The sequence below is a fragment of the Clostridium cavendishii DSM 21758 genome (assembly GCF_900141845.1).
Classification (GTDB): Bacteria; Bacillota; Clostridia; order Clostridiales; family Clostridiaceae; genus Clostridium_AG; species Clostridium_AG cavendishii.
In genome coordinates, this window is record NZ_FQZB01000024.1 from 1 (window position 1) to 13,701 (window position 13,701).

At 28.8% G+C, this 13,701-nt stretch carries 14 protein-coding genes; 12 read left to right on the forward strand and 2 right to left on the reverse strand.

The window, feature by feature from the left end; all coding sequences use genetic code 11:
• The first annotated feature begins 192 nt into the window (after positions 1 to 192).
• From BUB01_RS21055 to BUB01_RS21080, 6 genes are read left to right on the forward strand one after another with little or no spacing between them, the layout of a single operon-like run.
• Positions 193 to 1,503 carry a phenylacetate--CoA ligase family protein gene (locus BUB01_RS21055; RefSeq protein ID WP_072993222.1) on the forward strand — a complete coding sequence of 437 codons (1,311 nt, stop codon included), beginning with the start codon at positions 193 to 195 and terminating at the stop codon, positions 1,501 to 1,503.
• 13 nt (positions 1,504 to 1,516) lie between these two features.
• Entirely contained in the window at positions 1,517 to 2,689 is a 1,173-nt protein-coding gene (locus BUB01_RS21060) for a pyridoxal phosphate-dependent aminotransferase (protein WP_072993225.1), read from the forward strand.
• On the forward strand, positions 2,686 to 3,234 hold the full coding sequence (locus BUB01_RS21065; protein ID WP_072993228.1) for a 2-oxoacid:acceptor oxidoreductase family protein: 549 nt from the start codon (positions 2,686 to 2,688) through the stop codon (positions 3,232 to 3,234). The genes BUB01_RS21060 and BUB01_RS21065 overlap by 4 nt, the downstream gene beginning before the upstream one ends.
• On the forward strand, positions 3,227 to 3,523 hold the full coding sequence (locus tag BUB01_RS21070) for a 4Fe-4S binding protein (RefSeq protein WP_072993231.1): 297 nt from the start codon (positions 3,227 to 3,229) through the stop codon (positions 3,521 to 3,523). The genes BUB01_RS21065 and BUB01_RS21070 overlap by 8 nt, the downstream gene beginning before the upstream one ends.
• A 3-nt stretch (positions 3,524 to 3,526) precedes the next feature.
• A complete protein-coding gene (locus tag BUB01_RS21075; protein WP_072993235.1) occupies positions 3,527 to 4,708 on the forward strand; it encodes a transketolase C-terminal domain-containing protein in 1,182 nt (393 codons plus the stop codon).
• A complete protein-coding gene (locus BUB01_RS21080; RefSeq protein WP_072993238.1) occupies positions 4,708 to 5,643 on the forward strand; it encodes a thiamine pyrophosphate-dependent enzyme in 936 nt (311 codons plus the stop codon). The genes BUB01_RS21075 and BUB01_RS21080 overlap by 1 nt, the downstream gene beginning before the upstream one ends.
• A gap of 55 nt (positions 5,644 to 5,698) precedes the next feature.
• Here the strand turns inward: BUB01_RS21080 and BUB01_RS21085 are convergent, their stop codons facing one another.
• Both BUB01_RS21085 and BUB01_RS21090 read right to left on the reverse strand, forming a co-directional pair.
• Positions 5,699 to 7,045: an MATE family efflux transporter gene (locus BUB01_RS21085; protein WP_072993241.1), complete on the reverse strand. Its 1,347-nt coding sequence runs from the start codon at positions 7,043 to 7,045 to the stop codon at positions 5,699 to 5,701.
• Positions 7,046 to 7,297: 252 nt separating this feature from the next.
• Positions 7,298 to 8,047: a helix-turn-helix transcriptional regulator gene (locus BUB01_RS21090; RefSeq protein ID WP_072993244.1), complete on the reverse strand. Its 750-nt coding sequence runs from the start codon at positions 8,045 to 8,047 to the stop codon at positions 7,298 to 7,300.
• Between the two features lie 178 nt (positions 8,048 to 8,225).
• Between BUB01_RS21090 and BUB01_RS21095 the strand changes: the two genes are divergently transcribed.
• The 6 genes from BUB01_RS21095 to yaaA all read left to right on the forward strand — a co-directional run bounded on the left by BUB01_RS21095 (position 8,226) and on the right by yaaA (position 13,492).
• A complete protein-coding gene (locus BUB01_RS21095; protein ID WP_072993247.1) occupies positions 8,226 to 9,179 on the forward strand; it encodes an ABC transporter permease in 954 nt (317 codons plus the stop codon).
• Positions 9,169 to 10,119 (forward strand): iron chelate uptake ABC transporter family permease subunit, encoded by a 951-nt coding sequence (locus tag BUB01_RS21100; RefSeq protein WP_072993250.1) that lies wholly within the window; start codon positions 9,169 to 9,171, stop codon positions 10,117 to 10,119. Before BUB01_RS21095 ends, BUB01_RS21100 begins: the two co-directional genes overlap by 11 nt.
• Positions 10,116 to 10,871 (forward strand): iron ABC transporter ATP-binding protein, encoded by a 756-nt coding sequence (locus BUB01_RS21105; protein WP_072993253.1) that lies wholly within the window; start codon positions 10,116 to 10,118, stop codon positions 10,869 to 10,871. The genes BUB01_RS21100 and BUB01_RS21105 overlap by 4 nt, the downstream gene beginning before the upstream one ends.
• 127 nt (positions 10,872 to 10,998) lie before the next feature.
• On the forward strand, positions 10,999 to 11,934 hold the full coding sequence (locus BUB01_RS21110) for a siderophore ABC transporter substrate-binding protein (RefSeq protein WP_072993256.1): 936 nt from the start codon (positions 10,999 to 11,001) through the stop codon (positions 11,932 to 11,934).
• Positions 11,935 to 12,320: 386 nt separating this feature from the next.
• A complete protein-coding gene (locus BUB01_RS21115; protein ID WP_072993259.1) occupies positions 12,321 to 12,503 on the forward strand; it encodes a hypothetical protein in 183 nt (60 codons plus the stop codon).
• A gap of 230 nt (positions 12,504 to 12,733) precedes the next feature.
• Positions 12,734 to 13,492, forward strand: a complete 759-nt coding sequence (yaaA, locus tag BUB01_RS21120; protein WP_072993262.1) for a peroxide stress protein YaaA — start codon at positions 12,734 to 12,736, stop codon at positions 13,490 to 13,492.
• Positions 13,493 to 13,701 lie beyond the last annotated feature (209 nt).

Below are 13,701 nucleotides of genomic sequence, written 5' to 3' on the forward strand. Positions count from 1 at the left end.
TGTAATGAGTAGGAGTTTCCTTAAGTGACATTCTAAATTTTAATTTAGTTAATGGAACTTACTCATACGAATGTAATGAGTAGGAGTTTCCTTAATAATATTAAAGAATATCCTTGGATGTTATTAAAATTAAAATGTAAAAAAATTTAAAAATGTAATTTAAAAATAAACAATTTAAAGGGGAACATAATTATGAGTAAAAAATATTGGAATGAAGAGATTGAAACAATAGATAGAGAAAAATTAGAAGAATATCAATTAAAGAATCTTAAGGAGCAAATAAAATTTGCTTATAATAATTCAGCATATTATAAAAAAAGTTTTAATGACGTTGGTGTTACATCAGAGGATATACAGGCTTTAGAAGATATAAGAAAGTTTCCATTTATCAATAAAAGTATCGTGAGAAAAAGACAACAGAGTAAGCCATTACTAGGGGATTTAGTGGCTGTTGAAGAAGAAAGGGTAGTATTTGTTTCATCTTCAAGTGGTTCTACAGGTATTCCAACGGTAAGCCCTTTTACTAAAAAGGATTTTGATGAATTTCAAAATATTGAAAGTAGATTATTTTGGGGAACTGGAATGAGACCTAATGATAGGTATGTGCATGCTTTAAACTTTTCACTTTTTGTTGGGGGACCAGATGTAATAGGAGCACAAAATTTAGGAGCTTTATGTATATGGGCTGGAACTCTTCCATCAGATAGACTTTTATTTATATTAAAAGAATATAAACCAACTATAATTTGGACTACACCCTCTTATGCTTGGTATTTAGGAGAAACAGCAAGGCAAAAAGGAATAAATATTAGAGAAGAATTGGCAATAAAGAAGATAATTGTTGCAGGTGAACCAGGTGGCTCTATAGAGGCTACTAAAAATGCTATAGAGGATTTATGGGGAGCAGAGGTATATGATTTTTATGGTATTTCAGATATATTTGGAGCTTGTGCGGGAGTATGTGAATATAAAAATGGATTACATGTGGCTGAAGATCAGTTATTAGTGGAGGTTATAAATACGGATACTTTAGAACCTGTAGGGCCCGGAGAAAGAGGGGAACTTATATTAACAACTTTAAGAAAAGAAGCAAGACCAATGATTAGATTTAGAACTGGTGATATTGTAACTTATACAGATGAAAAGTGTGTATGTGGTAGAACACATAAAAGAATAAATATAATAGGGAGGTTAGATGATATGTTTATTAGTAGTGGCGTAAATGTATTTCCAAGTGATATTGAATATATTGTAAGAAATATTGAGGGGTTAACAGGAGAATATAGGATAACTTTATTTACTAAAAATCATATGACTAAATTTTCGTTAGAAGTTGAGGTAAATGAAAATATTAAAAAGACAATAAGAGAAATTCAAGATACTGTATCTTCTGAAATAAAAGCTCATATAGGTGTAAAACCAACAGAAATCAATGTTCTAATATCAGGAGAGTTGCCACGTGCTACTCATAAAGCAAAAAGGGTAATTGATTTAAGAAGGTAGGGGGAAGAAAGTTTTGGCACAGTTAAGTTCAAGGTTAGATTGGTTTACAGAGTCTGTTATAAGGAAGATGACAAGAGTTGCTAATAAATATAATGCAATTAATTTATCACAGGGCTTTCCAGATTTTGATCCTCCAGAAGAAATAACAAATTCACTTATTGATGTGGCAAAGGGGGGACCACATCAGTATGAAATAACTTGGGGATCAAATGAATTCAGAAAAGAATTGGCAAGAAAACAAGAGCATTTTATGGGGATTGGTATAAATCCAGAAGAAAATATAGTAGTTACTTGTGGGAGTACAGAGGCAATGATGGTTGCAATGATGGCAGTATGTGATATAGGAGATAAAGTTATAGTGTTTTCACCATTTTATGAAAATTATGTGGCAGATACTATATTGTCAGGCGCAAAGCCTATTTATGTTCCATTAATTCCACCAAAGTTTAATTTTGATAAAGAAGTTTTAGAAAATGCTTTTAAGCAGGGTGCAAAAGCACTAATACTTTGTAATCCATCAAATCCAGTGGGAAAGGTATTTACTTTAGAGGAATTGGGTTTTATTGCAAAGCTTGCTAATAAATATGATGCTTTTGTTATAACTGATGAGGTTTATGAGCATATAGTATTTCCTCCATATAAGCATACTTATATATCATCTTTGCCTGGAATGTTTGAAAGAACAGTAGCTTGTAGTTCACTTTCAAAAACTTATTCAATAACAGGCTGGAGATTAGGGTATGTAATAGGGAGTAAGGAAGTTATTGATAATTGTAAAAAGGTTCATGATTTCCTTACAGTTGGCGCAGCTGCACCACTACAGAAAGCGGCTTTAGAGGGGTTAAGATTTACTGATAAGTATTATGCTGATTTAGGAAAACTTTATGAAAAGAAAAAAGAATTATTTTTAAATGGTCTAAGGGAGTGTGGTTTTAAATTTTATGAGCCACAAGGTGCTTATTATGTTTTAGTAGATATATCTGAATTTGGGGAAAGAGATGATTATAAATTCTGTCAATGGATGGCAAGAGAAGTTGGGGTTGCTGCTGTACCAGGATCTAGTTTTTTTAGAGAGGATGTGAATAATTATATAAGATTTCACTTTGCGAAAAAGGAGGAAACATTGATAGAGGCTATAAATAGACTTAAAACTTTAAAAATAAAAGCGATGGAGGGGATTAAATGATAGAAATCAGATGGCTTGGTAGAGGTGGCCAGGGAGCATTTACGTCTTCAAGATTATTAGGTATAGGGGCAACTATTTATGAAGGAAAAAACTCTATTGCCTTTCCATCCTTTGGCCCTGAGAGGAGAGGAGCGCCAGTAAATGCTTTTACTAAAATAGATGATAAAAGAATACAAGATAGGAGTCAAAGTTTAACCTGTGACTATTTTGTTATTCTAGATGATAGTCTTTATAAGGAAGAATTTTTAGATAATATATCTAGTAATGGAAAGTTAATTATTAATACAGTAAATGAGGATAAGTTTAGACATATTAAGGATAGGGTCGTAATGATAGATGCAAGTAGCCTAGCAGTGGAGTTTTTAAATAATGCTATTACGAATACTGCTATGCTTGCAGCTTTAGTTGCAAGTACAGAAATAATATCTTTAGAATCAACGCTTAAAGCTATAGATTATGAAATGAAAGGTAGTAAAGCAGAAAAAAATAAAAGATTAATAAGATATATAGTTGAAAAATTAAAAGAAGGTGAATTAAATGACTAGACCTAAAGTAAGTGAAGTTAAAGCTATAAAAACCATTAAAGATTTGCCTGTTGGAACTTATGGAAGTGCTTTTAATTTAGTAGAAAAAAATTCTTCATGGAGAAGTGTAAAACCAATAATAAATGAAGATTTATGTGTTCAATGTGAAGAATGCTATTTGACATGCCCAGATGGAGTTATTTATTTAGATAATTTTGAGATGAAAATAGATTATGATTTTTGTAAAGGTTGTGGCATTTGTGCAAAATCCTGTGGCATGAAAGCAATAACTATGGAAAGAGAGGAATGATTTATGGGGAATAAAGTATTTGCATCTGGAGATGAGGCTATAGCTATAGGAGTAAAACTTTGTAAACCTAAAGTTATAGCAGCATACCCAATAACACCTCAAACAATAGTAGTGGAAAGACTTGCAGAAATGGTAGAAAATAAGGAGTTAAACTCTAAGTATATATATGTAGAATCAGAACATTCAGCACTTTCAGCCGTAATGGGAGCAGCTGCTCTTGGAGTAAGGACTTTTACAGCTACTTCTTCTCAAGGGTTGTTATATATGGCAGAGGTTTTGCATTATGCTAGTGGAGGAAGAGTGCCTTTAGTTATGATGAATGCCAATAGATCTGTTGCTTTGCCTTGGAGTATTTTTGATGATCAAAGAGATTCTTTATCACTTTTAGATTCAGGTTGGATTCAAGTATATGTAGAAGATGCACAAGAAGCTTTAGATACCATAATAGAAGCTTACAAATTAGCAGAAGACAATAGAGTTTTAACACCAGTTATGGTGAATTTAGATGGATTTGTATTAACGCATACCTACGAGGGAATTGATATACCTTCAAAAGAAGAGGTTGATAATTTCCTACCTTTCTTTAACTTTCCTTATAAGATGGATTTTGAAAAACCAAAAAATATATTTTTTTCATCATCGCCTGAGCACAATATAGCCTTTAAGTATGCTCAACATTTAGCAATGATAAAGGCCAAAGAGGTAATAAAAGAATTAGATACTGAATTTGAAAATATATTTCATAGATCCTATGGAGGATTACTTAAAGGTTATTTGGTAGAAGATGCAGAGATTGTATTAATTACTTTAGGGAGTATAACAGGAACAGCAAGAGAAGTAGTTGATGAATTAAGAGAAACGGGAAAAAAAGTAGGAATAGTAAAACTAAGATATATGAGACCATTTCCAGCGGAAGCACTTTTAGAAAGTTTAAGAGGGGTAAAGATAGTTGGAGTTTTTGAAAAAGATATTTCATTTGGTTATGAAGGAACTGTATTTACTAATGTAGCATCAACACTTAAATCTACAGATAATTCTATAAAAGTGTTTGATTTTATAGGTGGTTTAGGAGGAAAAAATGTATCTAAAAATGATATTAGAAATATTTTTCTTAAATTAATAGAAATAAAAAATGGAGGAGAGTTACAAAGGGTAAATTTCGTTAATATAGGGGTTGAAGTGTAATGAAAGAATTAAAAATAAGTAAAGATGAATATTTTTATGGGCATAAAGCTTGTTCAGGATGTGGCGGAAGTCTAGCTGTAAGACTAGCATTAAAAGCACTTGGTAAAAATACTTTTGTAGTTATTCCAGCAGGATGCATGTCGGCTGTAGGTTTTATTTATCCACAGCTATGCTTTTCAGTAAATGCAATGATTTCTCAATTTGCTAGTACTGGGGCTATGTTATCTGGTGTTTATGCAGGAGCAAAGGCATTAGGCTTAGAAAATTTTAATGTAGTTGGATTTGCAGGAGATGGGGGAACTGCAGATATAGGATTACAAGCATTATCTGGGGCTATAGATAGAAATGATAAGATAATTTATATTTGTTATGATAACGAGGCTTATATGAATACTGGAGTTCAACAAAGTGGACTAACTCCTTATGGAGCAAGGACTACAACTTCACCAGCAGGAGATAATATTCATGGTTCAGCTAATAGAAAGAAAGATATGTTTGAGATAGTAGCAGCTCATAAGATAAAATATGCAGCTACAGCAAGTATAGGTTATCCTAAGGATTTTATAAATAAGGTGTCAAAAGCAAAAGAGGTAGATGGAACCTCATATATTCATGTTTTTGCACCATGTCCAACAGGGTGGGGGATTAGCACAAGTGAAACAGTTTCTATTGCAAAGGAAGTTGTAGAATGTGGTCTATGGTATTTAGCTGAGTATGAAAATGGAGAGTTCATATTAAATAGAAAAATAGAAGAGTTTTCATCTGTTAAAAATTATCTAAAAAATCAAGGAAGATTTAAACATTTGGATGAAAGTGATATTGAAAGTATAATTAAAGAAAGGGATGAGAAATGGGGCAAAACTTTAAATAACTTTAAAGTTAATGAAGATAAGCTAATAGTTTTAAATGAAAATTCTACTTGCTGTGATAAATAAAAATAGAATTAAAGAGCAATAAATATACTTTGAAGTCTATCTATTACTCTTTTATTCATTGTAATTTTTCGCGTAGTTTTTTCTTAAATAATGTATATATAAGTATTCCATCAAATGCCCATTGTATAGAAGTTATTATCCATACATAGATTACCGAAAGTTTTAAGATAAAGATAATAATAATCATTAATGGCATTCTTATAACCCATGAACTTATAAGAGAAACCTTAAATGGAGTTTTTGTATCCCCAGAGCCTTTAAGTACGCCACCTACTATCATGGAAACAGCCATAAAAGGTTGTTCTATAGCTGCTATCATAAGGCAGTAAGTACCAAGTCGTATAACTTCAGCTTCTGAAGAGGTTATAAAGGCGGTTATAAGTATATGAGGTATTATTAAGAATAATAAAGCGCAAGCACTCATTATAACAGTTCCTAAAAATATAGACGTAAAGGCATATTCTTTCGCTTTTTTATAATCTTTTTCTCCTATTTTATGTCCAACTAGTGTAGTTGCAGCTACAGCAAAGCCCCAACCAGGCATAAAACTTATAGATTCTATAGTTGTAGTTATTTGATTTGCAGCAAAAGCTATTGTACCAAGGCTTACTATAAAGAAAGCGCCAAGAAGTCTACTTATACTAAAAGCACCTTCTTGCATAGATGATGGTATTGAAAGTTTAAATAGGCCTTTAAGCATGTCTAAGTTAAAATCTTTTATATACTTTAAACGAATCTTAATCTTAGAGTATTTAGCAATATAAAATGCTATAAATATAAAACCTACAATTTGAGCTGTACAAGTAGCTATAGCAGCTCCTTTTATTCCAAGCTCAGGAAAACCGAATTTTCCAAATATAAGAGAGTAATCTAAACCTATATTTATAATATTTATTATTATTGAAGCAATTAAAGGTGTTTTAGTATTTCCTGATCCTCTTAAACAAGCATTTAGTGCATTCATAGCCATGTTAAAGCCTATTCCTATAGCTGCTATTCTCATAAATGAAGAACCAAGAGTTATAACATTTTCTTGAGCACCAGCTAGTTTAAAGATTTCATGTGAAAAGAAGAAAAATATAAAACTTAAAATTAAAGCTACAAATACTGCAACTATAAATCCCAAGGTGGCATATTCTTCAGCTAAATCAATTCTTTTAGCACCTATGTTTCTAGCAACTAAAGATGTTATTCCGATAGATATACCACAAGCTATAAGTATATTTGAAAAGGTATAGACTATTTCGGAACTTAATCCAACGCTACTTACAGCTATATTTCCTCCATATTTACCAACCATCATAGTATCAAAAACCCAAATCATCATATATAAAGTCATTTCACCTACAGCTGGTAGGGCAAGTTTTAAAACATCTATAACAGTATCTTTTCGTAACTTCATTGTTATCCCCCTCTTTTGTTAATAAGTCTAAGTTTAAAAAAAATTATTTATAGATCATAAATTTAGTTATATCATTATAAAAGAATAATAATATAATTTGTAGTTTTCTCATATCTAGCACTTTAAGTGGGCTTATAGAAATTTTAATGACTAGGAGTTTGTCCAGGTCATAAGAAAATTCTATAAGCCCACTTTTTTATTATATTAAATTTCAACATTAAATGTAAGTGGTTTTATGGTAAAATATTAAGCTTAAGTAGTATAGTTCATATTTCTAAAGCTCAAAGGTGTTTGCTTTGTTAGTTTTTTAAATGTCATATTATAATAGTTTTGATTGTTAAAACCTACAGATAAAGCTATATCTAAAATAGTCATATTATCTTGTAGAAGCATTTCTTTACTTTTTTCTATTCTGACTTCATTCAAAAATTGAGAAAAGGTCTTTTTAGTCTCCTTTTTAAATAAAGTACAGAAATAACATTTATTTATTTTTAAAAAACTAGAAACATCCTCTAATGTTATTGGCTTGTTATAATTGTCATTTATGTATTTAATAGCTTTGTTAACATAAAAACTATGGTTTACATCTTTAATATCTAAAAGATTAAACTTTGAAGATGTATCATAAAAGATACTTCTTAATAAGGTTATCATATGAGGAATGCAAGTTTTAGGTTTATATAATATATTATAACTGTTTGATTTTTTTATATTATAGGGTCCTAAAATAAACATACCAAGTTCAGGCTTTGTTTTATCAATAAAACAAGCTGTAAAATTTATTTCAGATAAAATAGATATAGTTATGAATTCATTATTAGTAGAAGAAAATCTGTCTTTTGCTTTTAAATATATATTATTATTGTTGAATAATTTTAGTGAATCAGTATTATAGCCAATAGCATTAATTAAATTCCCATTATTATCAATTGCTACAATAGGAATATGGGTACATGAAAAAAATTTTTCTATAGTTTCACAGATAGTAGGTTTTAATAACAAAAAAATCCCTCCAAATTTAAAGATTATAAAAATATAGTTATAAAAATATAAATATACTTAAGATTTTAAAGAGTATAATTGTTAAAATTAATTGAGAATGAAAATCATTAGTGGAAAATAAATTATAGCATTGAAAATTTATAAGTGTCAAATAAGATTTATTTACAGAGGAGGATATATGAAGAAAATTTATCTGGTATTGATTCTTGTTATTCTATCAGTAGCATCTATATTTATTGGAGTAAGTGATATATCTATTTTTGATGTTTTAAATACGAGGACCGAAAAGTTTAAAATATTATTAATAAGTAGAATTCCAAGATTGATAAGTATTATAGTAGCTGGGATAAGTATGAGTATTACAGGACTTATAATGCAACAAATAACAAAAAATAAATTTGTATCACCAAGTACAGCAGCTACCATAGATTCAGCAAAATTAGGAATTTTAGTTGCTTTGATGATGTTTACAGGAGCTACATCAATTCAAAAGATGATAATTTCATTTGTCTTTGCTCTTGCAGGTACTTTTATATTTATGAAGATACTTAAAAAGATAAAGTTTAAAAATGCTGTATTTATACCGTTGGTAGGAATAATGTTTGGAAATATAATAGATTCAGTAACAACATTTTTTGCTTACAAATATGATTTAGTTCAAAATATTTCAGCTTGGCTAGATGGAGATTTTTCAAGAGTTATAAAAGGTAGATATGAATTACTTTATATTAGCATTCCTCTTGTAATAATAGCTTATTTATATGCAAATAAGTTTACTATTGTAGGAATGGGCGAAGATTTTTCAACTAATTTAGGAATGAATTATGAAAGAATTGTAAATATAGGCATTTGTATTGTAGCGTTAGTATCGGCGGTAGTTGTGATAACTGTTGGTAAGATACCTTTTTTAGGAATAATAATTCCTAATATAGTTACATTATATTTAGGAGATGATACTAAGAAAAATATACCATACATAGCTCTCTTAGGTGCTATATTTTTAATGGCTTGTGATATTTTAGGCAGGATTGTTATATATCCATATGAAGTATCTATAGGTCTAACAGTTGGAATAATAGGTAGCATAATATTCTTATATTTGATAAGCAGGAGGGAAGTTTATGGTAGCTAAAAAAAGGATAAGCCTTCTGTTAATATTGGCACTTATATCTATAGCTATATATAGTTTTAGTGGTTTAAATATCAGTAATTTAAACTACGTACTATCAAAAAGATTAGTTAAAATATTAGTGATATGTCTAACAGGGGGAACTATTGCAGTATCATCTATTATGTTTCAAACAATAACTAATAATAGAATACTAACACCTAGCATATTAGGGTTAGATGCAGTATATATGTTTATACAAACTCTAGTTGTGTTTTTATTTGGAGCTAATAGTAAGGTAATAACAAATAATAATATTAATTTTGGTATATCTACATCTTTAATGATTGCTTTCTCATTTTTATTATTTAAGCTTTTATTTAGAAGAGAGAATAATAATATATTTTTACTTCTTTTAGTAGGGCTTATATGTGGGAGTTTATTTCAATCACTTTCTTCCTTTATGCAGACTTTAATCGATCCAAAAGCATTTCAAACAGTTCAAGATAAGATGTTTGCAAGCTTTAATAATGTAAATACAAACCTTATTATAATTTCACTTATAGTTATCCTTATAATAATAATCTGTATTTATGATTATGTTGATATTTTAGATGTTTTAGCATTAGGAAAAGACCAAGCTATTAATCTAGGTGTTGATTATGATAAAAACATAAAAGTTATACTTATAGTAATTTCAATATTGGTTTCAATATCAACAGCTTTGGTCGGGAGTATAACGTTTTTTGGAATTATTGCTTCAAATTTAACTTATCAAGTTATGAAAACTTATAAGCATAGACACATTTTAGTTGGTTCAATATTCTTAAGCATAATAGCTTTAGTGCTTGGACAATTTATTGTGGAAAGATTATTAAACTTTAAGACAACCCTTAGCGTAATAATAAACTTCATAGGTGGAGTATATTTTCTATATTTGCTGTTAAAGGAGAGTAGAGCATGATTGAAGTGAAAAATATAGTTAAAAGTTATGGTAGTAAGAAAGTGGTAGAAGGTGTTTCATTAAAAATACATAAAGGAAAGATAACATCATTTATAGGACCTAATGGAGCTGGAAAGAGCACACTACTATCAATAATAAGTAGACTTATAAAAGCAGATTCAGGAGAGATAATTATAGATGATATAGAGCTTTCAAAATGGAAAAGTAAAGATTTAGCTAAAAAGATTTCAATATTAAAACAATCAAATAATATAAATTTAAGATTAACTGTGAGAGAGTTAGTTTGTTTTGGTAGATTTCCATATTCTCAAGGAAATTTAAAAAAAGAAGATATAAAGTATATTGAAGAAGCTATAGAGTTTATGAAACTTACAGATATACAAAATAAATATATAGATGAATTAAGTGGTGGACAAAAGCAAAGAGCGTTCATAGCTATGATATTAGCTCAAAACACTGAGTACATTTTATTAGATGAGCCACTTAACAATCTAGATATGAAACATTCTGTTGAAATAATGAGAACTTTAAGGCAGTTAGTAGATGAATTGGGTAAAACAGTTATTATAGTTATACATGATATAAATTTTGCTTCTTGTTATTCAGATACTATAGTGGCTTTAAAGGACGGAAGATTAGTTAAAGAGGGATTAACTAATAGAATAATTGATGAATCTGTATTAAAAGAAATATATGATATGGATTTTAAAATTCAAAATATAAATGATAATAAAATATGTATATATTTTTAAAAACTTTATATAAGGATATATGCTGAAAGTGTCATTATAGGAATAACTATTTAAATATTTATATAGTTAAATAGTTTTATAGATAAATATTTACACAAAAAATAAGATTTAAAGAGAGGTAAAGAAAATGAACAAAAAAATTATATCAATAGCAGTAGTAGTACTTATAGCCATTGTAGGAAGTTTTGCTTTTACAAAGTTAAATAATAAAAAAGAAGACAAACCTCAAGGAATAAAAATAGCTAATGAATTAGGAGAAGTGACAGTAAATAAGAAACCCAAAAATGTAGTAGTTTTTGATTATGGAGTACTAGATGCTTTAAATAAAATGGGAGTAGACGTAAAGGCAATGCCTAAATCAAGTTTACCTTCATATCTTTCAAAGTTTAAAGGGTCTGAGTATACAGATGCAGGAGCATTATTTGAACCAAACTTTGAAAAAATTAGCGAATTAAAACCTGAGCTTATAATAATTGGTGGAAGACAAAAGAAATTAAGTGAAGAATTTAAGAAGATTGCACCAACAATATTAATGAATACAGAAGATAATGATTATATAGGTTCATTCTCTAAAAATGTGAAGACTTTAGGAGAAATTTTTGATAAGCAAGATGTTGTAGAAAAAGAATTAAAACAAATAAATGATAAAATTGAGAATTTAAATAAAAAAGTAAAAGAGAGTGGAAAAAATGCTCTTGTTGTAATGGCGAGTGATGGAGCTTTAAGTGCTTATGGAGAAGGTTCAAGATTTGGAATGATTCATAAAGAATTTGGTGTCCCAGCAGCAGATAAGAAAGTAGAGTCATCAAATCATGGACAAAAAATATCATTTGAATACCTAGTAGAAAAAAATCCTGATAATATGTTAGTTATAGATAGGACAGCTATTGCTGGAGGAAAAGTTTCTGCTAAACAAGCTTTAGAAAATGATCTTGTAAAAACTACTAAAGCTTATAAAGAAAATAAAATAACTTACCTTACACCAGAAATCTGGTACATATCAACAGGTGGTTTAGAAGCTACAAACAAAATGATAGATGAAATAGAAAGTGCTATGAAGTAGAGTAGTGCAAGGTGACGGGGCAAGTTTATTAATTTTCTTGTTCCGTCGCTACGCTCCAAGTCACCAAAAATTAATAAACTTACCCCTATTCACAATTGCAGAAAGTGCATGCTTAGTATAGGCTAGGTATGCGCTTTTTGAGTATATATTTTTATACTGGGTTATTGCAACTTTGTAATAAGGATTGATTAAAATATTACGAAGGAACTACTGAAATTAGAGAGGCTGGTAATGTTCTTTAAAAATTAATAATACGGTGAAAAAAATAAAATAGAGATTTTTAGATATTTAAGAACAATAATGAATTTATTGAAACTATATGCTATAATTACTAGTAATTGGCTTTGACAGGTGAATTATTATAGCAATAAAGGGGGAAGGAAAATATGAAAGATATTATAATAATTTTAGGAGTAATAATTGGTGTTGTTCTGTTTATTGTAGGTAAGAAATCACAAACCTATAAGTATTTAAAGATTATAGGAGTAATAATTATTGTGGTTTGTTTAGGTATAGAAATATCACCTGATTTTATAAGAGGGTTTATGAACGGATTGCAAGGTAAATAAGTACATTCTTATTGTAATACCTAACTATAAAAATAAATAAATTTTCAAAATACCGTAGTATTCAGAAATGGATTTTACGGTATTTTTAGTTAGAAATTAAAAGAATGTTGATATGATGTTTATAAACGATTAAACTTTTTTATAAAACTACAATTACAGAGTTAAATGCGAGAAAAACTTTATTTAATAATAATTAATATTAGTGTATAATTAAATTAGAGGTGATAATTGTGATTACAGTACTGTCTCCAGCTAAGACTTTAGATATGAATAAAGTTGAGTTGGATTTAGAGAAGACGATTCCTAGGTTTTTAGATAATGCAGAGGAATTAATAGAAGAATTAAGAGAACTTGAAGTGCATGATATATCTAAGCTTATGAAAATTAGCGAAGACTTATCTGTTTTAAATTTTATGAGATATAAAGAATGGAAGAAAGAAAAATCAGGAGAGGAGAAGCAAGCTATATTAGCCTTTAAGGGGGAAGCTTATAGAGGTCTTAAAGCAGATGATTTTTTTAAAGAAGATTTAGAATTTGCAAATAAGCATTTAAGAATTTTATCAGGACTTTATGGTGTTTTAAAACCTTTAGATGGAATAAAACCGTATAGATTAGAAATGGGAATTAAGCTTAAAGTAGGAGTTAATAAAAATTTATATGAATATTGGGGCGATACTTTAAGTAATAGCTTATTAGAAGAATTAGAATTTCATAAAGATAATAATATAATAAATCTCGCATCAGAAGAATATTTTAAAGCTGTAGGACTTAATAGTGGTTATAATGTAGTAACACCTATTTTTAAAGAAAGAAAAGGACTTGAATTGAAAGTAGTAAGTGTATATGCTAAAAAGGCTAGGGGACTTATGTGTAATTATATAATAAAAAATAGAATTGATAGTTTAGAAGCTTTAAAGAAATTTAATGAAGAAGGCTATGAATTTTCAGAAGAATATTCTAATATGAATAATTTTGTATTTATTAGGTAATAATAATAAACGCATACGATAACATTAGTCCAAAATAAAGGTTTAAATGATTAAAATTTAAGCCTTTATTTTTATGTGAAAATAAATAATCTATTTAGTTGTTAAATATATGGTATAATTATGTTTACTGAAATAAATTATAGATAGACAAGCTATTACTTTTCTTTATAGGGTTTCAGTCAGGTTAATTTATAAATCTTTAGAAGGAG